The organism is Halorubrum sp. DM2, from assembly GCF_901686465.1.
Taxonomy (GTDB): Archaea; Halobacteriota; Halobacteria; order Halobacteriales; family Haloferacaceae; genus Halorubrum.
In genome coordinates this window covers 1-26,939 of record NZ_LR594487.1, presented here as the reverse complement: position 1 = coordinate 26,939, position 26,939 = coordinate 1, and the positions used below count along the sequence as shown (strand labels likewise).

26 protein-coding genes and 1 pseudogene are annotated in these 26,939 nt (G+C 62.3%); 20 read left to right on the top strand and 7 right to left on the bottom strand.

The window, feature by feature from the left end:
* The first annotated feature begins 80 nt into the window (after positions 1-80).
* The 4 genes from QOL69_RS00135 to QOL69_RS00120 are packed head-to-tail and all read left to right on the top strand — an operon-like array spanning position 81 to position 5,928.
* On the top strand, positions 81-1,295 hold the full coding sequence (locus QOL69_RS00135) for a lysylphosphatidylglycerol synthase transmembrane domain-containing protein (RefSeq protein WP_283401568.1): 1,215 nt from the start codon (positions 81-83) through the stop codon (positions 1,293-1,295).
* A 22-nt stretch (positions 1,296-1,317) separates the two neighbouring features.
* Entirely contained in the window at positions 1,318-2,499 is a 1,182-nt protein-coding gene (locus QOL69_RS00130; protein ID WP_283401567.1) for an alpha-1 4-glucan-protein synthase, read from the top strand.
* A gap of 39 nt (positions 2,500-2,538) precedes the next feature.
* Positions 2,539-3,675, top strand: coding sequence for an extracellular solute-binding protein (locus QOL69_RS00125; RefSeq protein WP_283401566.1), 1,137 nt, complete (start codon positions 2,539-2,541; stop codon positions 3,673-3,675).
* A gap of 24 nt (positions 3,676-3,699) precedes the next feature.
* Positions 3,700-5,928, top strand: coding sequence for a DUF7846 domain-containing protein (locus tag QOL69_RS00120; protein WP_283401565.1), 2,229 nt, complete (start codon positions 3,700-3,702; stop codon positions 5,926-5,928).
* An 80-nt stretch (positions 5,929-6,008) separates the two neighbouring features.
* On the opposite strand, the gene QOL69_RS00115 is transcribed toward QOL69_RS00120, so the two are convergent.
* From QOL69_RS00115 to QOL69_RS00105, 3 genes are read right to left on the bottom strand one after another with little or no spacing between them, the layout of a single operon-like run.
* Positions 6,009-6,803: a dolichyl-phosphate hexose transferase gene (locus tag QOL69_RS00115; RefSeq protein ID WP_345782472.1), complete on the bottom strand. Its 795-nt coding sequence runs from the start codon at positions 6,801-6,803 to the stop codon at positions 6,009-6,011.
* 56 nt (positions 6,804-6,859) lie between these two features.
* Complete coding sequence (locus QOL69_RS00110) at positions 6,860-8,497, bottom strand: GMC family oxidoreductase (protein WP_283401564.1); 1,638 nt, start codon at positions 8,495-8,497, stop codon at positions 6,860-6,862.
* Entirely contained in the window at positions 8,494-9,057 is a 564-nt protein-coding gene (locus tag QOL69_RS00105; protein ID WP_283401563.1) for a gluconate 2-dehydrogenase subunit 3 family protein, read from the bottom strand. Before QOL69_RS00105 ends, QOL69_RS00110 begins: the two co-directional genes overlap by 4 nt.
* 114 nt (positions 9,058-9,171) lie before the next feature.
* On the opposite strand from QOL69_RS00105, the gene QOL69_RS00100 reads away from it, so the two are divergent.
* Positions 9,172-10,782: an ABC transporter permease gene (locus QOL69_RS00100; RefSeq protein WP_283401562.1), complete on the top strand. Its 1,611-nt coding sequence runs from the start codon at positions 9,172-9,174 to the stop codon at positions 10,780-10,782.
* Positions 10,783-10,857: 75 nt separating this feature from the next.
* On the top strand, positions 10,858-11,793 hold the full coding sequence (locus QOL69_RS00095; RefSeq protein ID WP_283401561.1) for an NAD-dependent epimerase/dehydratase family protein: 936 nt from the start codon (positions 10,858-10,860) through the stop codon (positions 11,791-11,793).
* Between the two features lie 118 nt (positions 11,794-11,911).
* Here QOL69_RS00095 and QOL69_RS00090 read toward each other — a convergent pair whose 3' ends face one another.
* Positions 11,912-12,166 (bottom strand): ATP-binding protein, encoded by a 255-nt coding sequence (locus tag QOL69_RS00090; RefSeq protein ID WP_283404189.1) that lies wholly within the window; start codon positions 12,164-12,166, stop codon positions 11,912-11,914.
* A 106-nt stretch (positions 12,167-12,272) separates the two neighbouring features.
* On the opposite strand from QOL69_RS00090, the pseudogene QOL69_RS00085 reads away from it, so the two are divergent.
* From QOL69_RS00085 to QOL69_RS00065, 5 genes and pseudogenes are all read left to right on the top strand, one after another.
* Positions 12,273-12,728, top strand: a pseudogene (locus QOL69_RS00085) (thioredoxin reductase); the annotation flags it as partial.
* A gap of 171 nt (positions 12,729-12,899) precedes the next feature.
* Entirely contained in the window at positions 12,900-15,365 is a 2,466-nt protein-coding gene (locus tag QOL69_RS00080; protein ID WP_283401560.1) for a DUF5059 domain-containing protein, read from the top strand.
* The gene (locus tag QOL69_RS00075; protein WP_283401559.1) at positions 15,325-16,335 is read left to right on the top strand and encodes a DUF7551 domain-containing protein; all 1,011 of its coding nucleotides are present in this window, start codon (positions 15,325-15,327) and stop codon (positions 16,333-16,335) included. The genes QOL69_RS00080 and QOL69_RS00075 overlap by 41 nt, the downstream gene beginning before the upstream one ends.
* 1 nt (position 16,336) lies before the next feature.
* Positions 16,337-17,137 (top strand): DUF7260 family protein, encoded by an 801-nt coding sequence (locus QOL69_RS00070; protein ID WP_283401558.1) that lies wholly within the window; start codon positions 16,337-16,339, stop codon positions 17,135-17,137.
* Between the two features lie 158 nt (positions 17,138-17,295).
* Positions 17,296-17,694, top strand: coding sequence for a metal-dependent transcriptional regulator (locus tag QOL69_RS00065; protein WP_283401557.1), 399 nt, complete (start codon positions 17,296-17,298; stop codon positions 17,692-17,694).
* Positions 17,695-17,776: 82 nt separating this feature from the next.
* On the opposite strand, the gene QOL69_RS00060 is transcribed toward QOL69_RS00065, so the two are convergent.
* Positions 17,777-18,346, bottom strand: a complete 570-nt coding sequence (locus QOL69_RS00060; protein WP_283401556.1) for a halocyanin domain-containing protein — start codon at positions 18,344-18,346, stop codon at positions 17,777-17,779.
* A gap of 134 nt (positions 18,347-18,480) precedes the next feature.
* On the opposite strand from QOL69_RS00060, the gene QOL69_RS00055 reads away from it, so the two are divergent.
* Both QOL69_RS00055 and QOL69_RS00050 read left to right on the top strand, forming a co-directional pair.
* The gene (locus QOL69_RS00055; RefSeq protein WP_283404264.1) at positions 18,481-18,648 is read left to right on the top strand and encodes a hypothetical protein; all 168 of its coding nucleotides are present in this window, start codon (positions 18,481-18,483) and stop codon (positions 18,646-18,648) included.
* On the top strand, positions 18,649-18,933 hold the full coding sequence (locus QOL69_RS00050) for an amphi-Trp domain-containing protein (RefSeq protein WP_283401555.1): 285 nt from the start codon (positions 18,649-18,651) through the stop codon (positions 18,931-18,933).
* 1 nt (position 18,934) lies between these two features.
* Here QOL69_RS00050 and dpsA read toward each other — a convergent pair whose 3' ends face one another.
* The gene (gene dpsA / locus QOL69_RS00045) at positions 18,935-19,480 is read right to left on the bottom strand and encodes a DNA starvation/stationary phase protection protein DpsA (protein WP_283401554.1); all 546 of its coding nucleotides are present in this window, start codon (positions 19,478-19,480) and stop codon (positions 18,935-18,937) included.
* Between the two features lie 154 nt (positions 19,481-19,634).
* Here dpsA and QOL69_RS00040 point away from each other — a divergent pair, with 154 nt between their 5' ends.
* Together QOL69_RS00040 and QOL69_RS00035 are read left to right on the top strand one after the other, a co-directional pair.
* Positions 19,635-20,825 (top strand): ArsB/NhaD family transporter, encoded by a 1,191-nt coding sequence (locus QOL69_RS00040; RefSeq protein WP_283401553.1) that lies wholly within the window; start codon positions 19,635-19,637, stop codon positions 20,823-20,825.
* A 268-nt stretch (positions 20,826-21,093) separates the two neighbouring features.
* Complete coding sequence (locus QOL69_RS00035) at positions 21,094-22,272, top strand: ABC transporter ATP-binding protein (protein WP_283401552.1); 1,179 nt, start codon at positions 21,094-21,096, stop codon at positions 22,270-22,272.
* A gap of 201 nt (positions 22,273-22,473) precedes the next feature.
* On the opposite strand, the gene QOL69_RS00030 is transcribed toward QOL69_RS00035, so the two are convergent.
* Positions 22,474-22,824 carry a cupin domain-containing protein gene (locus QOL69_RS00030; RefSeq protein WP_283401551.1) on the bottom strand — a complete coding sequence of 117 codons (351 nt, stop codon included), beginning with the start codon at positions 22,822-22,824 and terminating at the stop codon, positions 22,474-22,476.
* Positions 22,825-23,180: 356 nt separating this feature from the next.
* Here QOL69_RS00030 and QOL69_RS00025 point away from each other — a divergent pair, with 356 nt between their 5' ends.
* From QOL69_RS00025 to QOL69_RS00005, 5 genes are all read left to right on the top strand, one after another.
* Complete coding sequence (locus QOL69_RS00025) at positions 23,181-23,564, top strand: cupin domain-containing protein (RefSeq protein WP_283401550.1); 384 nt, start codon at positions 23,181-23,183, stop codon at positions 23,562-23,564.
* Positions 23,561-23,860: a cupin domain-containing protein gene (locus tag QOL69_RS00020; protein ID WP_283401549.1), complete on the top strand. Its 300-nt coding sequence runs from the start codon at positions 23,561-23,563 to the stop codon at positions 23,858-23,860. The genes QOL69_RS00025 and QOL69_RS00020 overlap by 4 nt, the downstream gene beginning before the upstream one ends.
* 4 nt (positions 23,861-23,864) lie before the next feature.
* Positions 23,865-24,641 carry a class I SAM-dependent methyltransferase gene (locus tag QOL69_RS00015; RefSeq protein ID WP_283401548.1) on the top strand — a complete coding sequence of 259 codons (777 nt, stop codon included), beginning with the start codon at positions 23,865-23,867 and terminating at the stop codon, positions 24,639-24,641.
* A 927-nt stretch (positions 24,642-25,568) separates the two neighbouring features.
* Positions 25,569-25,772, top strand: coding sequence for a hypothetical protein (locus QOL69_RS00010; protein WP_283401547.1), 204 nt, complete (start codon positions 25,569-25,571; stop codon positions 25,770-25,772).
* A 476-nt stretch (positions 25,773-26,248) separates the two neighbouring features.
* Positions 26,249-26,746, top strand: coding sequence for a hypothetical protein (locus tag QOL69_RS00005; RefSeq protein WP_283401546.1), 498 nt, complete (start codon positions 26,249-26,251; stop codon positions 26,744-26,746).
* Positions 26,747-26,939 lie beyond the last annotated feature (193 nt).

Genomic DNA, 26,939 nt, shown 5'->3' with positions numbered 1-26,939 from the left:
TTTGAACGGGGCCCCGAGCGGCTTTACACTCACTGGACGGGCAGACGAATTTACCCGCCCCAAAGTGGAGACACACGTCCATGACAGAGAGGAGCCTCCGAGCGCGCTTCCGCGCCGAGGCCTCGCGCGAGCGTCTTACGCTTCTCGGAACGTTCATAGTCCTCGGACTCGGCGCTGCGTACCTCGTCCGTAGAGTCGATCTCAATGAGGTTGTTACAGCAGCGATGGTAGCGGACCCGGCGCTTCTGGGCAGCGCTTTGCTCGTCTACGTGCTGTCGTGGCCGGTGCGTGGGCGTCGCTACGGCGACATGCTGGCGGCTATGGGTCATCGCTGCTGGACCGGGTTCCTTACCATGACGGTATTCGCGAGTCAGACTGCGAATCTCGTCGTCCCGGCCCGCGCCGGTGACGGCGTTCGGGCGTACCTGCTCAAGGAGCGACGGGATGTACCGTATCCGACTGGCGTCGCCTCCCTCGCCGTTGAGCGCGCGTTCGACCTCGTGGCGATCGGTCTCCTCGGTGGCATCGCGCTTGCGTTCCTACTCCTGACTGATCGATCCTTGGGATTGGGCGAATCGGTCGGGACTGTCACGCCATTAACGGCACTTTCGGCCGCGGCTGGCATCGCTGCTGTCGCCGTGACTCTCTCGGCTATCACCGTCGCAGTCGCCCGGAGTGACCGCCAGTTCGGCCCTACACTCTACGCTCGGGTTACGGGCCAACGCATGGAGAAGGTCGTCAAGTCCGTCGTCGATTTCGGTTCGTCGGTTCGGGTCGTCGCCGCCGACCCCCGGAGCCTTGGGACAGTGTTCCTCTGGAGTGTCGTCATCTGGTCGCTTGACGTACTTACAGCCGTCCTCGTGCTCGCCGCGCTCACGGGCGGAATTGGAGGGTTTGTCCCGACGCCGACGCTGCTTGTCGTCGGGACGCTTGCGGTTAGCGTCGGTAACCTCGCGAAGGTACTCCCGCTCTCACAGGGCGGTATCGGGCTATATGAGGCGGCATTCACCGGTCTCGTCGTAAGTGCGACGGGACTGCCAGTCGAGACAGCGCTCGCGGCCGCAATCCTCGACCACGCGCTAAAGAACGTGGTCACACTCGTTGGTGGCGGGACAGCGGCGCTCGCGCTCGGGCTCTCCCCAACGGCCGGTCCTACGGAGACCGATGAGCCGAATCGGGCAGCGAAAGCCGACGGCGGGGATGTTGCTGAAGCGTCGGATACAGAAGGCGTCGCTGAGCCGTCGGACCCCATCGAGGAGAGCAAGTCGTCGACCTCCGAACCGCCAGATTTTTAGGACAACCTAAAATTTTAGTAGTATGGAAGCACGTCGATCGGCCGCCGCAAGCGGTGACATCTGTGTAATCATTCCTACAATCCGGGAGTATGAGTGTCTCCGCGAGTACGTCGCAAACGCTCGGGAGCACGGATTTGATATCTCACGGCTCCACTTCGTACTTGTTACGGAGGACTTCTGTGATGTCGACGCGATGCGCGACATGCTTACCGACCTTGATGTCTCTGGTGAGGTGTTCGATGGGACGCACCGCGAGGAGTGGTACGAGGCAAACGGCGTAGCGGAGTACTCGCACGTCGTCCCGGCCGCGAGCCACGCGGAGACGAGCTTCGGCCTGCTGTATATGTGGGCGAACGAATCGTTTGAGTACGGTCTGTTCATTGACGACGACACGCTTCCGCACGAGGATGTCAATTACTTCGGCCGCCACATGGCGAACCTCGCGTTCGGGGGCGAGGTCGAGCGCGTGCGCTCCAACGAAGATTGGGTGAACGTCCTCTACCAGAACGCCGACGACCACGGCCTGTACCCCCGCGGGTATCCGTATTCCGCGATGGACGAGACAGTCGAGACCGATGCCGTTGAGGTCGACGCCGGTGAGATTGTCGCCTCGCAGGGGCTGTGGACCAACGTCCCGGACCTCGATGCCGTCCGAATTCTGATGGACGGCGACTTGGAGGGGCAGGCACAGACACGGACGACTGTAGACGACTTCGAACGCGATTTTGTCGCCGCGCGCGGCAACTACCTCACCGTCTGCTCAATGAACCTTGCGTTCCGCCGCGAGGTGATCCCTGCATTTTATCAACTCCCGATGGACGACAACGAGTGGGACGTCGGTCGGTTCGACGACATCTGGTCGGGACTGTTCCTGAAACGCGCCTGCGACGTGCTCGACAGGCGGATCTACAACGGAGATCCCCTCTGTGAGCACAACAAGGCCCCGCGCTCGACGTTCGACGACCTCGCGAACGAGGTGGCGGGGTTGGAGCTGAACGAACACGTCTGGGAGGTAGTCGACGAGGCGGGCGAGGACGCGGACTCCTTCGAGGCGGCGTTCGCAGAGATGGCCGACGCGCTTGTGGAGGGCGACTTCTCCGAGTGGAACAACGGCGCATTCCTCAACCACTGCGGCGAGTACATGCGTGACTGGCTCGACTGTCTCGACGCGGTCCATCGGGCGCCGGCGGTCGCGGATGACTGAACCGACACGACTAAGAGTGTTTAGGCAAGCCTAAAGCACATGACGAACCACGACCGAAGCGAGACGAGGATGAACCGTAGGCGCTACCTCGCGAGCGCCGCCGCAGTCGGCGCGGTCGGACTCGCGGGCTGTAACGGGACGAACAACGACTCTGGCGGCGACGGCAGCGACACCGGCTCGGTCGGACAGATCGGCTCGGGCCGCTCGGGGCGTGGGCTTCCCGGCGGTACGTCGATGACGGAGATGCCCGACCTGTCCGGTGAACTCACCGTCTACTCCGGGCGGGGAGAGTTCCTCGTCGGCGAGCTCATCCAGTACATCGAGGACCTGTACGACGAGTTCGACCTGACGGTCCGGTACGGCGGCTCAACCGACCTCGTGAACCAGATCGCCAACGAGGGCGAGGGCTCCCCGGCCGACGTGTTCTACTCGGTCAACTCCGGGTCGCTCGGCGCGCTCGCCAACGAGGGGCGGACGGCGGCGCTGTCCTCCGAGATCACTGACTTGGTCCGCGACGAGTTCCACACTGACCAGTGGATCGGTACCTCAGGGCGGGCGCGGACGATCCCGTACAACACCGACGAGTACTCCGAGGGAGACATTCCGGATGACATCATGGCGTTCCCCGAGGAGTTCGACGGCGACCTCGGATGGGCGCCCTCCTACGGCTCCTGTCAGGCATTCGTCACCGCGATGCGGCTGATCGAGGGCGAGGAAGCCACCCGCGAGTGGGTCGAGGCTGTCGTCGACTCCGGCATCACCAGCTATCCCGACGAGTTCGCCGCCTGTCAGGCGATCGCCGCCGGCGAGATCGACGCGGCGTTCACGAACCACTACTACATCCAGCGCGTCCTCGACGGCAATCCTGAGGCCTCCATCGCGACGGCCTTCACCCGCGGTGACGCCGGTGCGGTGTTCAACGTCGCCGGTGCCGCGGTCGTCGACAGCACCTCGGACGCGACCCTCGCGGAGAACTTCGTCCGCCACCTGCTGTCGGCAGAGGCGCAGGACTACTTCGCTCGGACGACCTTCGAGTACCCGCTGATCCCGGACGTCGAGCCGATCGGCGGCCTCCCCACGATCGACGAGCTCGACGTCCCCGACATCGACCTGACGCAGCTCTCCGACCTGGAACCGACGATCGACCTCATGCGCGAGGCCGGCGCCGAGCTATAGGCGTTCGAACGGTTTCCCTCACCCGTGTCGCTTCGCTTCGACGATGTCTCTCCGGACCGACTCGCAAACCGCATCCGCGAGCGCATCGCTCGCGTCGACCGGCTCACCGTCGCGGCGGCGCTGGTCTCGCTCGCGGCCGGACTCCTGACGTTCGCGATCGCGACGACCGTCTTCGCGTACCATTCGTTCAACCACGACGAGGGCGTCTACCTCACGCAGGCCGCGCTGCTTCTGGAGGGTCAGTTGGAGTTCCATGCCGGCGCACTCGCAGACGCCTTCCACCCGTGGTTCTTCGTCGAGGACGGCGGACGACTCTACCCGAAGTACAACCCGGTTCCCGCCGCGATGTACGCGGTGACGATGTGGCTGTTCGGCGAGCCGCGGGTGACGCTCGCGGCGGTCGCCGCCGGCAACGCCGCGCTCGTGTACCTGCTCGGATCGACCGTCTTCGACCGGCGGGTCGGCCTTGCGGCCGCGGTCCTGTTCGCGGCGTCGCCGATGGCGGTCGTCACCTCTTCGGTGTTCCTCCCGTACGCGCCGACGACGTTCCTGAACCTGCTGTTCGCGGTCGCGTACCTCCGGGGCGTCCGCGATCGGTCGCTCCCGCTCGCCGGCCTCGCCGGCCTCGCGATTGGCCTCGCCTTCTTTGCCCGGCCGTTCACGGCGGTGCTGTTCGCGGCCCCGTTCATCCTCCACGCGCTCGTTCGGACCGCCCTCGCGCTTCGGGACACCGGACTACCGCCGCTCCCCCTCCCCGTTCCGGTCCGTCGTCACGGACTCACGGCGTTTCTCGGTACCCTCTTCGTCGGCGTCACGCTGGCGTACAACCTCCGGATGACGGGGTCGTTCCTGATGTTCCCGTACGAGGCGTTCGCACCGATGGACGGACCCGGATTTGGCGAGCGGCGAATTCTCGGCCACAGCGAGGAGTACACGCCCGAGCTGGCGCTCCGGTCGAACGGGTACGGGCTGTGGTACCTCGCCACTCGATGGATCGTCGCCGGGCCGCTCGGCACGCTGCTCGCGCTCGCGGGGGCCGGGCTGGCCGCGTGGGCCTGGCTGTCGGGGCGACGCGCGTCAGGGGCCCCGGGAGACGGCGGCGTCGACGCTCCCGCGGAACCGGCGTTCGAGCGAACCGCCGGACTCCTCCTCAGCGGCGTCGTCGTCTCCGTCGCCGTCGGGAACCTGTTCTTCTGGGGGACGAACAATCTCCTCGCGACGTTTTCGGACCCGACCAACGGACTGATATCCGGCTTCGGGCCGTTCTACCACTTCGACCTGCTCGTTCCGCTGTCGGTCTTCGGCGGCGTCGCCGTCGTTGCCGGCGGTCGGGGGCTCTCTCGGCTCCGCGCGTGGCTCGCGTCTCGGACCACGGGGGAAACGGCGCGGGCGGTCGTCGCGGCGGTCGCAGTGCTTGCGGTCCTCGGCGGTGCCCTCGGTGCCGCGGCTGCGGCCGAGGGGCCCCTCGACCGTCACGCGGCCCACGCCGACAAGCACGAGGCGGCCTACGATCCGATCGAGTCGGCTGACTTCGACGACGACCTCGTCTTCGTTCCGACCCCGTACGGCGAGTGGCTCGGCCATCCCTTCCAGCCGCTCCGGAACGAGCCGGGGCTGGACGGCGATGCGGTGTACGCGCTCGACCGCGACCCGGCCGAGGACTTCGCAGTGACCGACGCGTATCCCAACCGCGACCTGCGGCGGTACGCGTATCGAGGCACGTGGACTCCGGACCCGAACCGACACGTCGCGCCGAAGCTCGAACCGCTCGATGTCCGCGAGGGAGCGCGGATCGACGCGACGGCGACGGTCGGCGTTCCCAACCGCGTCCGACGCGCGACGGTTCGACTGGAGACCATGCGCGGCGAGCCCTCCGGCACCGGCGAGACGGCCGACGCCGAGTACGACGTGCGCGACCTCAACGACTCGTTTGCGGCCGAGTGGTTGCTGACGCCTGAGGGCGCGCGGCTGGCCGGCGCGCCGAACGCGACCGTCCCGATCGACCCCGCGGGCGACGAGGTGATCGTGACGGTGACGCTCGTCGACCCCGCGGGCTCGACGTTCACCTACCGGCAGGAGGCGACGGTCCGAGCGACGAACGAGGGCGTTGAGGCGATCTGGCCTCCGGAGCGGTTCGTCTGTCGGCTCACCACGGAATGCGGGACAGAGGGCACCTACCTCCCCGAGGATCCGGACGCCCACTCGGACTGGGTCGCCTTCGAGACGGACGCAGAATCGGACGCGAACGCGTGAACCGCGGGCGTTCGCGGCGTGAGTTCGGAGACGCGAACCGCCGGTGTCTCAGTCGGTCGCCGATGGAGAGTTGTCCTCGTCTACAACCGACGCAGCTGTTCTTCCAGACACACCGTTACGATCGACTTCGCGATGGCGGCCCCGCCGCCGATCGGATCGAGTTTCGTCTCACCGAGGCGCTCGGCGTAGTGGATCGGGCGCTCGCGCACGTCGTAGCCGCGCATCAGCGGCCGGATCAGGAGTTCCGCTGAGAGCCCGGTGTTCTCTGTCCAGCCGATCTCCTCGACGACGTCGCGGCGGTACGCGCGCATCCCGGTCGTGGTGTCGTGGACGCGCTCGCCCATCAGGAGGCTCGCGAGCGCCGCGAACGCGTGGTTGCCGAGGCGGTTGAACGCCGGCATCGCCTCCGCGCCGTGGTAGAGCCGGTCGCCGCTGACGACGTCGGCCCCGTCGTTGATCTCGGCGAGGAACTCCGGCAGCGCCTCCATCGGGTAGGTGTCGTCGCAGTCTGTGGTGACGACCACGGGGCGGTCGGGCGTCAGGATCGCTTCCCGGACCGCCACGCCGTACCCCTGCGGCTCCTGCTCTATGACTGTCGCACCGTGTTCGCGAGCGATCTCCGCGGTGCGGTCGGAGGAGCCGTCGACGCAGACGACCTCGGCCTTCCCGTCGGTGACCTCGTCGATGTCTTCGAGGACCGTCGCGATCGCCTCCTCCTCGTTGTACGTCCCCATCACGACGCTGAGGTCGTCGAAGGTGTAGTACCCGACGTGCTTGGCGTCGTCGGTCGCCGATTCGTCGTCGGTCGCGGGTGCCGCTCCGTCCTCCGTCTCGTCGACCTCATCGGCCGACCCGTTCGCGCTGAGTGAACTCATTACCTCGAAGACGCCCCTCTACCCACTTGAGCTTTTAGGTTTACCTAAAGCAATTGTTAGAGCCGCTCTCGAACGTTATCAGCGACGCGGAGTGCCAGCGCGGCGATCGTAAGTGTGGGGTTCATTGCGCCGCTCGTGGGGAACACCGAACTGGAGGCGATCCAGCAGTTGTCCAGGTCGTGGGTCCGACAGTCGGCGTCGACGACGCCCCGATCGGGGTCGTCGCTCATCCGGGTGGTGCCCATGTGGTGGTAGGCGGGACCGGTGGCGTCCGGGCCGGCGACCCACTGGACATCGACGCCGAGCTCCTCTAAAATCTCGACTTGGATCTCGTTCGCCCGTTCGATCGTGTCGAGCGCGCGGTCGCCGACGGTCCAGCTGATCTCGGGAACGGGGTTGCCGCGGTCGTCGGTGCGGTCGGGGTCGAGCCCGATGTAGCTGTCCGACCGGGGGAGCTGTTCGACCAGCCCGCCCATCGCCACGTGGGTGCCGTAGCCGTCGCGGAGCCGCTCTACGAGTTCGTCCCCCCAGTCGTCGCCGGAAAGTGCCATCCCGACCGGCGAAGGGCCGGCGTAGTTGAAGAACTCCAGTTTGAACGGGGCCTGCGTCTCGTCGGCCTCGTCGTAGAACTGGTCGCAGGCGCTGGTGTAGAAGCCGACGTGGTTCTGTCGAGTGGGCTCGTCAAGGACGCCGCCGGCACCCGCGAACAGGTGGTCCATGAAGAACTTCCCGACGGTCCCGCTGGAGTTGGCGAGACCATCGGGATACTTGTCGGACTCGGACAAGAGCAGGAGTCGCGGCGTCTCCACGCCCCCGCAGGCGACGACGAAGGCGTCGGCCTCCTGCCTGTGCGTCTCGCCGTCGGGAGTCGCGTAGACGGCAGCGGTGACTCGGTCGTTCCCGTCGTGTTCGAGCCGCTCGACCGGCGCGCGGTCGATGACTGTCGCCCCCTGCTCCTCCGCGCGCTCGACGTGGACCGTCGCGTCGTACTTCGCGCCGGCCGGACAGACGGGCTGGCAGGTGCCGTAACCGACGCAGGCGGAGCGCCCGTCGTACGCCTCGGAGTTGCGTGCGTTCGGCACGGAGTGCATGTCGATCCCGAGTTCCTCGCAGGCCTCCGCGAACAGCGAGTCGCTGTAGGAGGGCTCGAACGCGGGCATCGGGTGCGGCTCCTCGCGCGGCGGGGCGTAAGGGTTGTCAGAGGCGCCCGCGACGCCCAACTCGCGTTCCGCCTCGGCGTAGTACGGCCGGAGGTCGGCGTACTCTATCGGCCAGTCCGCCCCGACGCCGCGTTCCGTCTCGGAGTCGAAGTCGTCCTCGTGGAGCCGCATCACCATCCCCTGCCAGTGGAGCGTCGACCCGCCGACCCCCTTGACGCGGGCGTGATTCAGCGGGTAGAACCACTCGCCGCTGTTGGCGTGGGCGTCGCGCTCGCCCCCGACGTCCCACACGTCGGGCCGGTCGTAGCTCGGACGGATCGCCCGCTCCTGTCGCGCGAGCCGGTCCGCGGGGTCGAACCGGGGGCCGGCGTCGAGGACAACCACGTCGTAGTCGGCGGCCAGTCGGTCCGCCACGAGCCCGCCCGCGGGCCCCGCGCCGACGACGCAGACGTCCGCGTTCGCGACCGGGGAGCGGTCGACGTCGCGGACCGCGGCCCGCGTTATCTCCCCGTCCTGGGCGTCCTCCACACTCATTGGGGCCCCCGCCGGTAGCTCTTGATCCCGCCCGGGTGCCCCTGCGGGTTCTCCAGTCCGACTAGCTCGCCGCCGGTCGGCGAGGCGTAGAACGCGAGCAGGAGCTCGTTGACGACGTAGTAGCGCACTCGCTCCGCGAGCGTCCCGTCCGGATCCTCCTCGGCGGTGTCGGCGCCGACCTCTCGGAGGAGCCGATCGCGGTCGCCCTCGGAGAGCTCGGTGATCGGGGCTCCGTGCCACGATCGAGCCGCGCCGTCGAGCTCTCCGATCGCCTCGCGGATCCCCTCGGCGTGACCCGATCCGTCGAGCCGGCCGTCGAGAAACCCGTCGACGAACGGCTCGACGCCGTCGACTTCGCTCGGGTAGAGGACCGTCGCGACCCCGGCCATCGACGCGCGGACGGCCGCTTCGTCGAGGGGTTGGTCGTTCCCCTCACCGGCGTCACTCGATCTTCCGCCGTCGCCAGGACCGTCGCCTGCGCGTCGGGCCGCGAGGGCGACCCCACCGGTCGCGCCGACAGCGGCCAGCGCGGCCGCCGCGTCGCGCCGCGTCAGTTTCATAACCGGTTTAGGTTCCCCTAAAGTATTATATCCGTCGGACCCGATTGACGACCGGATCGGAACTTGTAACAGTCGGTGCGCCCGCCCCTTGACAAGTACGTCCCTTCCCGGATTATGAGTCTGACACGCCGGATACGCGACTTCCTGACAGACGGCGACGGCCGACTACCGCTGGGGTTGACCCTACTGTCCGCGGCCATCGCTGCGACGATGGTGTTCCCGCTGGCGTGGCTGGTGATCGAGGCGGTCACCGTCGAGCGGTCGCGCGCGCTGGAGCTCCTCTTCAGCGGTTCGACAGCCGAGGTCTTGGCCAACAGCCTGCTGTTGATGGCCGGCGTCACGGTCTTTTGCATCCTGTTGGGCGTCCCGCTAGCGTACCTCACGGTCCGGACTGACCTCCCCTTCCGTCGGTTCTGGTCGGTCGTCTCCGCGCTCCCGCTCGTCGTGCCGAGCTACGTCGGCGCGTTCGCGTTTGTCTCGGCGTTCGGGCCTCGAGGCGAATTCCACGAGGTACTTTCGCCGCTCGGCATCGAACGCGTTCCGGAGATATACGGCCTGCCCGGCTCGATACTCGTCATTACGCTGTACACGTACCCGTATGTCTACCTGACGACGCGGGCAGCGCTCCTCTCGTTCGACACCACGCTGTTGGAGGCGGCCCGGACGCTGAACCACGGCCGGCTCGCGTCGTTCCGTCGGGTGACGCTCCCTGCGATCCGACCGGCGATCGCCGCCGGGTCGCTGCTTGCGGCGCTGTACGCGGTCTCAGACTTCGGGACGCCCTCGATCATGCGGCTGTCGGTGTTCACCCGACAGATCTACGTCGAGTACAACTCTTTCGGGAGCGACTACGCCGCGCTGCTCTCCTTACAGCTGCTCGTTGTCGTGCTGTTCGTGCTCGCGTTGGAGTGGCTCGTCCGCTCTGACGCGTCGTCGCACGGCGACGACGCGGGTCGCACCGACCACCGGGTGTCGCTGGGACGACTCCGGTGGCCGGCGACGCTGCTGCCGGCGGGGGTCTCGGCGCTCGCGCTCCTCGTCCCGCTGTGGATTCTCGGGCTGTGGCTGGTGCGTTCGGAGGCGGGTCGACGGCCGTCGATGGCGTTCGAGCCGATACAGGTCGTCAACTCCGTCTCAGTCTCCGCGGCTGCGGCGGTCGTCGCCGCGCTGGCGGCTATCCCCATCGCGTACTTCGCCGCGAACCACGACTCGCCGCTCGCGGTCGTCTTCGAGCGCGCGACGTACGTCGGGTTCGCGGTGCCCGGCATCGTGCTCGCGCTGGCGCTCGTCTACTTCGGGTCCGGCTACGTGCCGCGGCTCTACCAGACGCTGCCGCTGTTGGTGTTCGCGTACGTTGTCCGCTTTCTCCCGCAGGCCGTCGGATCGAGCCGGACGTCGATCCTTCAGGTCGACCCCAAGTTGGTTGAGGCCGGTCGCACCCTCGGGGAGTCATCCATGGGAGCGTTCAGACGGGTCACGTTCCCGCTCACGCGGTCGGGAATCGTCGCGGGTGCCGCGCTCGTCTTCCTCACGACGATGAAGGAGCTGCCCGTCACGCTGATCCTCCGCCCGTCCGAGTTCGACACCATCGTCACGCAAATCTGGCGCGCACAGGAGACTGCGCTGTACCAGTACGCCGTGGTGCCGACGCTCATCCTCCTTGTCATCTCCGGGCTCTCGATGGTCGTCCTCCTCGCGCAGGAAGGCGGGCACGAGGGATTATAACGGCGGCCGCGCGGCAGTCCTCGTCGCGGCGTTCGGATTCCACACGTATTTGTTCGTCACCGCTAACGGGCCAGTATGAATCTCGACGATGCGCACGTTCTCGTGACGGGCGGCGCCGGACTCGTCGGAAGCCACCTCGCCGCCAGCCTGCTCGGTCGCGGCGCAACCGTTCGCGTCGCCGACGACCTCTCGAAGGGGACTCGCGACCGCGTACCGGACGATGCCGAATTCGTCGAGGCGGACCTGACCGATCCCGCCGCCGTCGCCCGCGCGGTGACCGACGATCTCGACATCGTCTTCCACTTCGCGGCGTTCACCGACACGAACTACGACGACGACCGCACGCTGTTCGAGGACAACACCGCGATGACGTACAACGTCTTAGAGCGGATGCGGGAGGTCGGCGTCGATCGCTTCGCGTTCACCTCTTCGTCGACGGTGTATGGCGAGGCGCCGCGGCCGACGCCCGAAGACTACGCGCCCATGGAGCCGATCTCCGTGTACGGCTCCGCGAAGCTCGCGGACGAGGCGCTGATCTCGACGTTCGCGCACTCCTACGATGTCCAGTCGTGGGTGTTCCGCTTCGCGAACATCGTCGGGCCGCGCCAGCGCGGGAACGTCATCCCAGATTTCATCGAGAAGCTTGACGCCGACCCGGCCGAACTGGAGATCCTCGGTGACGGCCGACAGGAGAAGTCGTACATGTACGTCTCCGAGTGCGTCGACGCGATCCAACACGTCGTCGAAGCCGCGGACGACGACTACAACGTCTACAACCTCGGGACGCGGACGACCACCTCGGTGACGCGAATCGCGGACATCGTCAGTGAGGAGCTGGGCGTCGACCCCGAGTACAGCTACACCGGCGGCGACCGCGGTTGGACCGGCGACGTGCCGAAGATGCGGCTTTCGATCGAGAAGCTGTCCGCGCTCGGCTGGGAGCCGTCGGTTGAGAGCGACGAGGCCGTTCGGCGGAGCGCGCGAGAGCTTATCGCCGAACTCGTCAAATAGAGCGTAGTCGTTTCGGATTTGTCGAACCAATCAGTCGCCGATAGTTCGTCGGGGTGACGCCGAACACGGTGCGCGTGTCTCGTCCGTAAGTCCTCCAGAAAACAGACCGTTTGAACCCTCACTGCTCACGGGGGGAACTCGACGCAGCCGGAAGTCTGACCGTGATCGTCGTGCCCGGCTGCGACTCGGACACCTCGATTTCACTATCAAGGCTCCTGACGACCCAGTAGGCAAGGTACAGGCCAACCCCCTGCCCGTGAACAAGTGCTTCTTTTTTTCCGTTCGCCAGTACTTGTCGTTCGTCCTCAGGAAACCCGGGACCCTCATCAGCGACCGTGATCAGTACCCGTTCGTCGCCGACAGTGACAGTGATGTCAACAGTCGGTCGAGGTCAAGCGTGTTCGACAGCGTTTTCAAGCAGTTCCTATACCGCCGTTTCGACCCGTGGCAACGTCTCAGCAACGACCGTCTTGGGGATCTCGGTCGAGACCGACGAGGACGACCGCTACCGCACAGAATAGGTCGTCGCGGCGACGAAGAATGATGTCGGCTACCTCGACGGCGTCGACGGTATCGGAATCATCGAACGCGGGAAGGCTTTCGTCGACGTCGACGAGCGCGGCCGGACCGATATCAAGGGACTGTACGCGGCGGGTCGACTAGCCGATAAGCCCCATCAGGCGGTCGTCTGCGCCGGCCACGACGCGGAAGTCGGCGTGACGATCCTCGAAGACGACGACAGACCGTTCTACCACGATTGGGTCGCCCCTGAGGACTACTTCACTGACCGCGGCCGAGATCTCCCGCCCGGCTGTAAGGAGATCGACGACGAGGAGCAACGCGAGCGCGAAAATACCTCGCTGGAAGTGATGTGTGACCGCTTCACCGAGCCGCACCCCAACGAGGAGGAGACACACCCAGATCTCGAGAACTAATGAACCGTGTTTGTGTGGATAATGAATCTATCGATCAGAGAATCTCGTTCCGCTCCTAATTCTAATGTATCGTCTATTACCCAAGATAGCAGCGGCAGCCACCGTGATTGGCCTATTTTAGGCCAGCCAAAAAACCAGAACTGATTTATACTTTTAGGTTAACCTAAACATATGCGACGGACACGGCGTACGTTGCTCGGCGGAACTGGTACAGCACTCCTCGCCGGTCTCGCAGGGTGTTCTGGGATCCTCGGGAGCGATGGAGACGAGACAGATCAACCCTCGAACGGCGACACTACAACCGAACAGTCCACCGACGAGTCAGGGATAGCGGATCCCGACCCGACGGACGCGGCGGTCGTCTCGGAGTGGAACGCGATGCGAATCCGCCTGCGCGACCCCGTTATCCTCGGACACGCCGAGGAGTTCACCGCCGGCGCGTCGGTTGCGAGCCGCATCTTCGAGCGGTTCGAGACCGCTTCGGGTGAACACAACGCCCACGAGGTGCTCGAGGACACTAGCGAGGAACACTACGAGGGGTTCGAGGAAGGGTTGGGCGACCTCCGCGGGGCACTGGAGGCCGAAGACCTCGAAGGCGCACACGACGCGATGCGTACCGCCGACGAACATCTGCGGGGTGTACAGGGCGCACTCATCGGGTCCGAGGCGGTGAAGCCGCTGAACGTCCTCGTGATGGGTGCCCACGTCTCGGACGCGGCACTGCTCGCGCAGATCGGAGACTTCGAGGACGCGGCGGGGGAGTTCTCGCATATCGGTACGAAGTTCGAGGAGAAGGGGCTTCGCGAACTGCTGGCTGGAGCCGACGCGGAGGCCGCTGATGCCTTCGTTACCGCACTCGACCGAGGAGCCGCTGCGGCCGACAGCGAGGATGGCGAGACTGCTGTTGCGGCCGCAAACGAGGTGGTCGGGGCGGCTACTCGGGGCAGTTACTCGCTCCTCCCGGAGTCGGTCGCCAGCGCTACGCATATCAGTACCCTTCAGGGGCGGGGGTGGGACGCTGCCGCGCTCACGGGGTTGGGTGGTGCCTCGACGGAGTTCGCCCACGCTGCTGCCCTGACCGTCTACCGGGCGCGCGTCCACGACGCCGCCTGGCTGTACGAGCGCGGGCACGCCGACGCCGCCTCGGAACGCGTCGAAAACACCTTTGCCCACTTCGAGGGCGCCAGAGCGCACGAGGCGTTAGAGGAGTCTAGCGAAGACGCGTACCACCGGTTCGAGGACGACGGACTGAGCGCGCTCTCGACGGCTATCGACAACGACGACTCGGAGAGTGTCACGGCGGCGGTCGAGACGATCAACGGCGCGTTGGTCGACGGGATCGAAGCGCTCGGCAGCGGTGACGAACCCGCCCTCCTCGAGGCGGGCTACGTCAAGGCTCGGATCGAAGACGCACTGGAGCGGTACCGACTCGGGGAGGCAGGGCTCGCAGCCGAGACTGCTCGCAATGTCTTCGGGACCTTCGAGGCAAACGAGGCCGACTTCCACGAAACGCTTGAAGAGACCGACGAGTCCCTCTACGAGCTCTTCGAAGACGAGCACCTGACAGGACTGATCGAGGCCTTCGAGGACGGCGACGACGCGGCCGTCGAGGACCACGTGGCCGGGATCCGGGAGACGTTGTTATCCTTCGAGACGACCGCGGGGACGACCGCTCACGTGAGTGCCGTCGAGAGCGGCTACGCCGCGGCCCGGGTCTTCGATGCCGGGGTCCTCGACGACGTCGGTGACTCCGACCGCGCGGCTTCGGTCGTCCAGGCGGTATTCCGGCACTTCGAGGCTGGGGCCGGCGGCTTCCACGAGGCCCTCGAGGAGGCCGATCACGACCGCTACGAATCTTTCGAGGCCGCACTCAGCGCGACAGAGAGCGCCGCTCGGGAGGGCGGGAGCGTCGCCGAGCAGGCTCAGGAGTTCAACGGCGAGGCGGTCGGGGCCATCTACGCCGTGGTGGCGTCGGCCGGCGGTTCGTTCGGGTCGGAGGCGGCGTCGGTGATGCAGGACACCTTCGCTCACTTCGAGGAGGCCCGCGTCCACGAGGCATTGGAGGACGCCGACCGGGACGCCTACGAGGGATTCGAGGGGATGTTGGAGGAGTACATCGGCGCGCTCGACTCGGGCTCGGACGTTGACGCGTCCGCCGAGGGGTTCGCACAGGCGGCGCTGCGCGCGCAGTTCGCGGTCGCAGGCGCGTCGGACGCGGCTCCCGTGGACGGATCCGAAATGAGCGACGAAGAGGATGGGGAGTCAGAATTGGAAGGCGGCCCCAACATCGTCGAGGGAGTACCCGACGATGCCGACCACGTGGTCGAGATGAACGCCGTCGCGTTCGAGCCGGAGCAACTCACGGTTTCACAGGGAGACACAGTCGCATGGGCGCACAACGCCGGTGAGCCACACAACGTGGTCGGCTACGCGGACGAAATCCCGGAAGCCGCCGACTACTGGGCGTCCGGCGGGTTCGAATCGGAGGAAGCCGCACGAACCGGCTGGGAGAACGGGGAGGGAGCTGTCCAGTCCGGACAGTCGTACGTACGCACCTTCGAAACGGCCGGGACACACGAGTACTTTTGTGTCCCGCATGAGGCCGCCGGCATGGTGGGATCAGTCACCGTGGAATGAATCCAATTCAAGGAGGACATCTGTGATTGGAACCACACTCGCCGAAATCCGCGACCACATCGAGTCGCTGGCCAGCGACGACGGCGAGTACTACCTCATCTGTGCGCGGTACGGCGACCGCCCCGTCCCTGCTTCGGACCTCCGGTTCGACACGCGAGCCACCGCGAGGGCGGCCGCGCAGGCGACCACGCAGTACCGACAGGCGCTCCGTCGGTACGACCCGCAGGTTCCGTACTACGACATTGTCGCGTGTCAGGCCGTGGATATCCAGACTCGGTGTGCGCGCATCGAGCGACGGCGCTGTGACTCGCAGTCCACCTATCCGGCAGCACTCGCCGAGCCGGTCGTGAAACGCTCGCTGTCGGTCGCCCGCGAACTCGTCGAGTTCTGTCACCGCGTCGCCGCGGCGGTCTTCGAGACCCTCTCCGAGCGCGGGTACGACGCCGTCGAATCCGCGATCATGGACGCGTACTTCGCACACGCCGAAGAGCTCTCCGACCCCAACGGACTCTGTATCCGGCTTCTGGAGAGCATGGCGGTCGAACTCGCCGACCACCTCAATTCGTCCGAACAGGTCGCCTTCCTCTCGGCGGCGGCAGAACGACTGGAACACGAGCCGAGAGACGCAACGGGCTCCCCGATGCGGTCCTCTGGAGAACAGTCAGTCGACGAATCGCTGTCCGTGCTTCAGAATACCGGTCTTTATTCTCGGGGGAGCCAAGTCACCGACAGCGAGGCAGACGGGTGTGCCGCGGAACTTATCGTTGATGTCTCCGGGTACGCGCTCCAGCCGTCCGACGGCCGCTTGCCGCTGCTCCCAATTGCGCTCACCGTCCACCGGTGCGACGACGCGTGGGTTCCGACCCGAGTGGATACATCTGGGAATAACATACAGATCTCATTTCGACCTGTCGAGGACTCGGAAACGCTCGATCAGTCCGGTCCAGTTTTCGCTCCGGAGGTGCGCTAGGATGTCGATCGAGACCCACATCGATAGTGCGATGACGCGTGTCGAGCGGGAGCAGACACACTTCGACGCGGAGCGTAAAGCCTACGAGCGCTTCCGATCGGGAGTCGCGTCGCTATCGCCACAGTCGGCAGCGACGCCCTCGACAGGCCTGTCGGCCGATGGAGGGACCCTCTCTGTCGCAGGCGGATCACGGCATGAGGCGGTGACCACCGACGCCGATCGCGTCCGTGAGCTATTCACCGAAACCGTTCGTCCCCACAGCGTCGCCGATCTTGACGGCGAGGAACCGGTCCTCGAAACGATTCGCGAAGAACTCGGTGACTCTCTTGCGTTCGTCCTCGCATCCGAAACGGATGCCGACGTAACCCCACAGGTTCAGAGCGCGATCTGTTCGAAGGCCCAACAGCGACTCCAAGAACTCACTGCGATGAGCAGTGCGCTCGATCGCGAGACTGAGTCGCTCCAAGCGGCTGCCCAAGACTGTCAAACCGTTACCGAGTGGGTAGAAAAGCACAATCAGACGTCACTCCTCAAACTCGGGTTCCCCGAGCTTCAGCGACGCCACGAACAGCTATCGGCCCACCGAGAACGGTGTGATGAGCGCCTCCGTGTTCGACAGAAGACTATTCAGGCTACAACGAACCGAGGGCCTAACGCGGGACTCAAACATCGCTCACTCATGACGTTTCTCTATCAAGAGTTTCCGGTCTCGTATCCTGTCCTGTCGACGGTAACGCGTCTCAACGGGCTGTTGGTGGACTGTCAGCGATCTGTTCGCGATCATCTGACCCAGAGGGTATAATCTATGGGTGAAACACCTCGCTCTCACCGTGCCCAGGTCTGGGTGTGGCTATACCTCCAACTGTTCGGAACCCCCGAAAATGACGACGACGATACTTCCGAAGAGGTTCGCGAAGCGGGACAACGGACAACCGGAGAGACCGCCGATGGGGAATTCAAATGACCGCAGAATCAGACTACCTCCTCGCTCTGTTCATCGCCGAACAGCAGTCGTCTCCACCGATATCGTCGGGACAGCTCGCGACGGCACTCGACCGCTCACAGGCTGCGACAACCGAGATGTTCCAGCGACTTGAGACAGAGGGGCTCGTCGAATACGAACCGTACGAGGGGGCAAAACTGACGTCCTCAGGCTGTGAGCAGGCGGAAGCGTTACATGAGACCTACGTGACGCTCTCGTGGTTTTTCCGCTCGGTTCTGGACCTCGATACGCACGAACGCGAGGCGATGCGAATGGCCGGACTAGTCAGCCCGACGGTCGCCGAGCGACTCGCAGAGACGCTCGTTCCGGCCGATGAGGTGCCTGACGAGGAGGCGGGATCTCTCTCCGAGTACTGAATAGCCGACTCGGTAAAACCGTTCATAATAGGATATGAATTTCACCGATACCACGATCGTCCAGTCGAATCGGGGACGTGGTCTATGCCTGTGAGTCGACGACGAGCGCTCCTTTCATGCCTAAATCCAGATGCGGTTCACACTGGTAGAGAACGGTTCCCGCCTCGTCGAACACCTCCGTATGTAGGTTGTTTTCTCGCTCGACGATCTCCCCCGAGGAGAACGCACGGTTCGATTCCCCCAATTGCGCGTTGGGATCCGACACGACGTTGTGATGGCCGTGGGCAGTCCAGACCCATTTGACGACGGTTTCCGGAGAGATAATCACGGCAGAGGGATCGAACGCGACCGGGCCGCCGTTCCCCTCCGCACCGACCGTGATCTCGGGGTTATCGAGGCCACGAGCATCGACGATCGTTCCGTTGAACGTATCGTCCGCACCTCCCACCTCGTCGGTGTCGAGCCAGCGTCCAACGAGCGGGTAGTCATCAGCTGGCAGTGTCTCTAAATCATCCATCGAGTCGACTACTGTCGCATCTGGTGACGTCTCGTCGGTACCCATACAGCCCGTCACGGCTATACTCCCGAGAACACCGGTCGTAGTGAGGAGATCACGACGATCACAGGTAGGATGAGTTAGTTTTTCGGTCACATTTTTAGGTTGGACTAAAAATATAAAAGTGCCACGCTACACGGTCTTGAACGCGTTTGTCCAATCGAAGTTCTCTTTGCTGACGGCCGTACGGGATCGGAACCGTTTTGTTTTAGGTTAGCCTAAAGACATCCATGTCAGCCGGTACGCAAGATGAGATGGGGCGACCCGTCGAATTGCCCTCCGAAGACAGGCCGGAGCTTGCCGTCTGTGAGAGCGCTCCCGGCAAGGCAGTGTTCATCGAATGTGAGAACAGCGACGGCTGGATCGCGATCGACGAGCCCGTCGAGGTGGCCCTGTAGATGTCCGACGTCGATGACGAGCAATCGACGATTCGGTCGGGACGGAACTTCGAGGAGGAGTATCGACTGGACGCGAGTGAGGCGGGCGAGTTCCTGATCGCGCTCGGCGAACAGCTTCGTGACGACGATAAACTGACGATCGTCGGCGACGAGTGGGAACTCCCCTTCGCGTTCGGAGAGCCGGTCGAACTGGAAGTGGAGTACGAGGGCGTCGACGAGCCGGAACTCGAAATCGAGCTCGAACTTCCGGGGCGGACCGACGAAAGTGGCCCCGAAATCAAGTAGCTTACTGGGTCGCCGATTCGAGCACGAGCGTATCGTCTTCGAGGTAGTGCTCGATATGGTGGGTGTGCTCTTCGAGCGTTTCGAGCTGTTCACGAAGCATCTCACCGGTCGCGTAGTCGCCGAGGCTATCGGCCAGTTCGACGTGTTCACGGTAGCTCTCGATGATGTCGCCCATCACTTCAAGATCGTTCGACAACGATGTCCGGATGTCGTAGACGTTCTCGTCTTCGACCTCGACAGTCGCGTGTTCCGCGAGCGTGGTCATGCTCCCATGCGGGACGCCCCCGAGCGCCTGGAGCCGCTCCGCGAGCTCGTCGGCTGCGTCCTCGACATCCTCGTAGACCTCCTGAAGGAACACGTGAACCTCGAGGAACTCCGCGCCTTCGACATTCCAGTGGTGTTTGTGGAGCTGGTGGTAGAGGGTGTACGCGTTCGCGAGGTCTGCGTTCAACGCCTCGACGATCTGTTCGGCTTTGCCCGTGTCAAGTCGGAGCGCGTTCTCTTTGACGGTCCCCGGCTCCTGTCGAACAGTCTTCTGTGTGTTCATTACGTCTCTAACAAGGTCCCCCGGCTACTTCAAACTTCTCAATTAACAAATAATTTTTCGGATTACCTAAAACAGCGTCTGTGTTTGGCTCAACGTACACCAGTGGATATAGGGACCGCCTCGGCAAATAATTTATCAGAAGAAATATATTAAAATGGTTTCTGACGCGATAGTAATCTCCGTTGTTCTCGCGGCGTTCGGGCTGCTCTTTTTCCGGCAGATCCGGGTCTATCCGCTCACTCGGTCGATCACAGCCGCGACCGGGGCGGTCGTCGTCGTCGCACTTGGAGCTATCTCTCCCGAAGAAGCACTCCGCAGCATCGACAGCGAAACGATCCTGCTGCTGTTCGGGATGCTCGCACACGTCGAGGCGCTGTCGAGAAGTGGATTTTATCCGTGGGCGGCCACACAACTGGTCCGACGGACGGGGACGGTTCGGCGACTGGTGATCGGGACACTCTGGTTGGCTGCGATCTTGAGCGCACTCGCGCTCAATGACGCTATTGTACTTCTGATGACGCCCGTGTTGATACAGGCTGTTCGAGACGCCGAGGTCGACGCCACCGGGCCGCTCGTCGCGGTCATCCTCGGGGCGAACATCGGGAGCGTCGCGACGCCGCTCGGCAACCCACAGAACGCGTACATCCTCAGCCAGAGCGGCCTCACAACGCTCGAGTTCGTGGGTGTACTCGGTCCGATCGCTGGTGTGTCTCTCGTCGTTACGACGGCGATGCTCGCAGTACAGCATAACGGCACGCCAATTGAATCGACTATTTCAGTCCCCGATCTCGATCGTCGGTGGGCGATCTCAAGCGGCGCGTTTCTGATCGGAACGTTCGTACTGATGGCTGCGCTTCCGACGGTACCCGCCGGGATCATCGCCGCAGGGATGGGGATTTGTCACCTCGCGTGGCTCCAACTGTTTCGTCGACTTCCCGGCCAGAAGATCCTCGCAGAGATGGACTGGGGAATCCTCGTGTTGTTTGTTGGACTGTTCGTACTCGTGGGGAGTGTCCGTGATACCGTCCTCGTCGAAACGCTTCAGCAGGTCGGCAGCGGATTGGGCTTAGCCGGTGTGACGTTCGTCCTGTCGAACCTCGTCAGTAACGTGCCTGCCGTCGTGTTGTTGTCGACGGCCGTATCCGATCTCACTGGGTGGTATCTTCTGGCAGCGGTCAGCACGCTTGCGGGGAATGCGACGCCGATTGCGAGCGCGGCAACGCTAATCGTCCTCGATCAGGCGAGTCGACGTGGGGTCGATCTCTCCGTCGTCCACCTCATTCGTGTCGGGCTTCCGGTCGCCATCGTGACGAGTGTGCTCGCGACAACAATCCTGTTAGTCTGATGGGAGTCACCCATTACGAGGGTGCGTTTCAGCAGTTCTGTGCTTTTTATTGAATATATCTCACACTCTCTACGGGGCGATTCTAACTGTTTTATTTCACGCCTGAGTGAGGGAGACACTTTAATTCACAATCCATTCGGATAAAATTGCTCGAAATGTTTTGGTTGAGGACTATTCTATGACTGGCTCGAACGACACAGTTTTAGGCATACCTAAAGAGTATAACAGTACGTATCGGACGCTAGTCTCCGGCGCCCGCTGACTACCGATGATATCCACGGACCCAGCCGATATGGCACGAGCGATCGACAAGACTAATGAGACAGCCGGCAACCGCGGGGCCCCTCCGTGGGCAGCCGAAACGGACGAGCGACCGACTGATGCGACGGCCGATCCCGTCCTGTCGCTGTCCGGCGTCACGAAGTCGTTCGGCCCCGAAACCGCTGTTGACGATGTTTCGCTTGACGTCTATTCCGGGGAGCTCCTGACTTTCCTCGGCCCGTCCGGCTGCGGGAAAACGACCACGCTCCGCACCATCGCAGGGCTCGACGAGCCGACCCAAGGGCGGATCTCGCTTGGCGGCGAGGTCGTCGCAGGCGACGGGTTGTTCGTCCCGCCGGAGCGGCGCGACGTGGGTATCGTCTTCCAGAACTTCGCGCTGTTTCCCCACCTCACCGTCCGCGAGAACATCGCGTTCGGACTGACGGACGCCGACGCCACCGAGACCGAGGCACGCGTCGACGAGTTGTTGGCGCTCGTCGAGATGAGCGACCATGGCGCGAAGACGCCGGACCAGCTCTCCGGCGGGCAGAAACAGCGCATCGCGCTCGCGCGGTCGCTTGCGCCCGAGCCCAAGGTGCTCCTCTTGGACGAGCCATTCTCGAACCTCGACGTGCGCCTCCGCGTCAAAATGCGCGAAGAGGTTCGTCGCATCCTGAAAGAGGCTGGTGTCACCGCTGTCTCCGTCACCCACGATCAGGAGGAGGCGCTGTCTATCTCCGACCGCGTCGCCGTCATGAACAACGGCCAGATCGAACAGGTCGGCAGTCCGAAGACGGTGTTTGAGCGGCCTGAGTCGAAGTTTGTCGCCTCTTTTCTCGGACAAGCCGCCTTCCTCGAAGGGGAGCTCAGTGACGGGTCGGTCGAGACCGCGATCGGTCGAGTCGACGCGGTCACACTGGAGGGGTACGAGACGGTGTACGACCGCGCATCCGTGGACATCCTCGTGCGGCCAGACGACCTTCGTGCGACGCCCGTGACCCCTGACCTAGCGGACGGCGTCATCGTCTCGCGGCAGTACGTCGGCCCCTCATTCGTCTATCGGATCGAGCTTGACGCCGGCGGCGCGGTCCACTGTCTCCACAACCACGTCGATGAGTTCGACCTCGACCAGCCGGTCTCGGTGGAACTCACCGCGGACCACCCGATGGCTTGGTACCCGCGGTGATAGGAGGGCTTTATTAACTGAGTTGAATCGGTGTAAAGTGTATCAATTCCTACTAAATTTGCGCCCTGTATCTTATAGCCACTTATCCAACTACCTAATTGTTGTTAGAAGTCGCGTGTAAGATGTAGAGGATCTATTGAGCAGGCTCGATCCCGGTGATTTCGAACCGTGCGCCGCCATCGATCACACGAGATATCGAGACTACCGGGAAGCTTCTTCATACCCGATGTCCGGACCTGAATGGATCGAGACGAAGATCACGTTGTCAGTCCCTTCGTTAACGCCTCCGTGGACGATTTCCTCTGGATCGACATCCACCTGACCGGCTGTGATTTGCTTGGTTTGCCCGTCTCCAAGATAGTAGGTGAGTGTTCCTTGGATCATCACCCACGTGTCTTGGCCGTCGGAGTGGATATGGCCCGAGAGCTCCTGACCGGGTTTCACTCTCCAGACAAAGACCGCCGAATCGGACGTTTCGACGATTTGCGTGCTCTCGGCGTGTTCGTCGGAAAACTCAATTGCCTCTGTTGCGGTGAAAACTCTCCCGTTCATTCCGACACAAGTCTGAGTGATATTAACGTAGTAGAACAAATAGTGAACATGTTCGGGAGTCAATTTAGGATCCTTCCTCAGAGATTTCAAACTGGATTAGGCCAGCCTAAAATGATACGAAATCACGTCCACCACCTGTGGCACAAAATCGACACCAAACCACCCGCAGTTCGCCTTGTCGTTGCTGTGCTCGCACTCGCGTCGCTCCCACTGTTCGGAGCCGGCGTCCGACATCTCGGGGAGGTTCTCGCACTTGGGCGCGCCGTTCTCCCGTTACTCGTCGTTGCTCACATCCCGGCGCTTATCGCTGGACTTGCCCTGTGGTCGCTCGGCTGTGACACGTTCGGAGGAAAATAATGCCGGCGACAAATTTCGACACCGAACGCGAGTACAACCCTGAACGGTTCTCCACTCGGGAGATCTTCCGGTCCGAGCGACTGAAGATCGTCCTCGGATACTTCGAACCGGACCAGTTTATCCCGGTACATGCGCCGGGGAGTGACCTCGTCGTCTCGATTCAACGAGGGTCGGGAACCATCCGGGACGGCGAGACGGATCGTCGTGTCGCTTCCGGAGATGTCGTTGTCGTTCCTGCCGATGCCGACCGCGGCATTCGCGCAAACAAGGAAGAACGACTCGAAGCGCTGCTAGTGACTGCGCCGCCGCCGACCGATGCTGAGCATCGACCGGTCCGAGAGGGACTGCGAACGAACGACTTCGAACCTGAACACGACCAATGAAGACCGCAAACGTATCTGCTCTGGACGCATCGCCGCTCGAACGAATCTTCGATAACGTGGAACCGCACACAAATCTCTTGGAACTCCCGGCTGGTGAGGGAGTTTCTGAACACGAACATCCCGACCGGTCGATCGTCTTCTACGTCCTCGAAGGCGAGATCAGGCTCCGCGTTGGTGACGAGACCGAAACGCTCCATGCGGGAGCGATCGCACAGTTCGATGGCAATCAGTCGATCGCCCCGAAAGCCGAGACCGATAGTCGCGCATTACTCATTCTCTCGCCGGATGCTGACTGAGAAGATGGACGACGCCGATATCGCCAATCAGCCCGCCCACTGGCTCCTCGCAAACCTCGGCAAGCGAGTGCTCCGACCTGGCGGAAAGGAGCTGACGCTCTCGTTGCTCGATGCCCTCGAAATTGACTCCGAGGACGATGTCGTCGAGTTTGCGCCCGGCGTCGGATTCACCGCCGAGCGCGTTTTCGACTGCGAGCCGCAATCCTACACGGGTATCGACCTGAGTCGTGAAGCGGTTGCTGACCTCAAATCGAAATTCGGCGGTCCGGGGCGAGAGTTCATCGTTGGCAACGCGGCAAACGCGGAGCTATCCGATGAGGCCGCGGATGTCGTGTACGGTGAAGCGATGCTGACGATGCATCCTGACGACGGGAAGGCGTCGATCGTCAACGAGGCGTTTCGCCTGCTACGTTCCGGCGGCCGATACGGAATCCACGAACTTGGTCTCACGCCAGATGATCTCGATGAGGAGACAAAGACAACGATTCAGCGGGATGTCGCCGGTGCGACGAATGTGAACGCGCACCCACAAACGGTGGCTGAATGGGTTGGGCTTCTGGAGTCGGCTGGGTTTTCGGTGACGTGGCAATCGACGGCACCGATGCACCTACTGGAGCCGCGACGAGTGCTCGCCGACGAGGGAGTGCTCGGTACACTCAAATTTGGATTCAACGTACTCACTCATCCAACGGCTCGAGAGCGCGTTCGGGAGCTGCGGAGAGTCTTCACAGAACACGAACAACATATGAACGCGATTGCGCTCGTTGCCGAAAAGCCGTAACTCCGTGTTGGCGTTTTTTGTCATCACATCGGGCAGAGCCAGATTGCGTAAAAGAAGGGAGCTGGTATGTCGATTTTGTGGTTTTCAATGGTCTGGCGGAACGGTTTCGAGTTTCCCACACGGTCCAAAAAATAACCGATATAGTATTATATTTTGTACTGACCTACCCACCAATCACCCGATAGATTTCGCTGTTTCACTGTATCCAGTAAGACCCAGAACGCCAAATCGAACAGACATCAATCTCAGTCCGGGTTCCGAAATCAAGCTGCGCGACTACGGCTCCAGATTGAGCCCAGCGGCGGCGTCTCCGTCGCCGGAGCACTAATCCCCGACTGAGATCACGGGTGCCGTTCATCTCACACTGCGGGCTGACGCACATCATCTGATTCGCGCTCCTCTTGGGTGTTGTTAGAGCGGCTGGTGGCGCGCTTCTCAGCTTGTCGGGAGGGTTACCGAGATGGTTACTCTCGTTGTCGTTAGTGGCGTCGTGGGTACCACGGTTCTCGGACGCCTCGTAGCCGACGCCCCTACGTCGATGAAGATTCGCCCGTTTGACCCCGTGTCAAGTATTTTTGTTCCCTCGGCGTCGCGAAGGCAGCGAATCCGATCGCGAACTACGCGTTCTTGGGCGTCGGCATTGCTGCTGCAGCCGTCGCGATCGACGCCGGGGGCGCAATCGCGGGCGTGCTCGGACTGTAGAACCGACCTCGTCGAGTCTTCAACTGGGTGTCTGGGGAGCGGCAGAGTGTGTTAACCAACATAGAACCCACTCACTGGATAGATATTGGTTAAGACTCGAATCCGCTCGTCGACGTCAAGATCAAGGTCGACCTCAAGGTCCTGGACGCTCGTCTCGTGTCCAAGAGCGTGCTGTAGGAAGTTATGTATCTCGCCACCACCGAGCCGAGTGAATCAAGACAATTCATGAACAACAACGATATCGACCTCCCCATTAGCGATCGCTTCGCGAAGCCGGCGATACTCAGTGCTGTCCTCATCGTCAGTCCCCGAAATGATGTCGGCGAACCGCTCGACGTTTGCGTCAGGATACTACTCGGCGACAAACTCCTCGAGCTCGCGGATCTGTCGCTGGTGACCTTGGCGGTCGGTCGAGACGCCGGCGTATAACGCGACGTGAGCCACACTTTCCGTTTTGCCCGGTTGAGTATATAATAGTAAACTCCTTTTTGTGGATGTCTATTACCAGTACCTTCTCGACGGTTTTAATTGAGAAAATCTCAGTTGCGGGAGAACTCAATGTTGTTTGGAGTCCTCAGAATTAATCGGCCTCATCTGTACGACTATAATTAACAAGAACAGAGATGCGGCCAAGAACAGTTTCTATCTGAACATCAAGTCTCTCAGCCTTTTCAGCTAGCACCAAAGCTGTAATTAATACAAGAAGTAGACAAAAGAATATAAATAGGCAAATGGGGACTAGGACCATCAACATCGTTGGGCGGGAACAAATACGATACAAGAGCGTCTATAACTTTTGTACCCCAAAGCTGAGATTTGATAACCGCAATTTCAAGTTTTACTTTCTATTGACAGCTACAAAACTTAAGGTGAAGATTATAATAATCACAAAACTAATTACAGATATGCCGGAGTTCAGATCACCACCATTTGACTATCCAGAAGAGGCTGATGAGTTTGAAGGAGACGATTGGACCCTGGTAACTGTCTCAGATGATTGTAAGCTTACGACCAAGCAATGGAATCAATTGATACATGGAACTATGAGGCAACTTAACGACCACACCGGTCAAGGTGAGAATCTAAAACCGATTGAGGAGACCCAGCCCAACCCCGACGGCGATCATATTGGTTGGATAAAAATTAATCTGGAAGACTTATATAAAATCCTATATGAACACGAGCGATATTCGTCCGCCAAAGGATTCTCAACCAGTGAATTAGACGTTCTCAGAGCAATTGAGGAGACCCATGAAGAACGGGTGGTGCTACAGGATTTTAAAAATGATTTTAGAGTAGAGGATTATGCTGAATCGACGATCTATAATGCTCTGAATAGTCTTGTTGAGAAGGATCTGGTTGAACGAGTCGCACGTGGGGTGTACCGATATACAGGCCCATAACCTCATTATTTCACAAAGCAGCTTAGTTAAAAAGTCTGCTTGCTGCGAATGTGCCTAGCAAACAACCGATGACAAGAAGATTGTCTGAACACAATCCATACTGATTGACTATTTCCCAAGTATTTAAACCCGATATTGAAGTCTGATAGTTATTTGCGGTCGGTTGTGGTGCTACGTATCGAGCTTGCGGCCC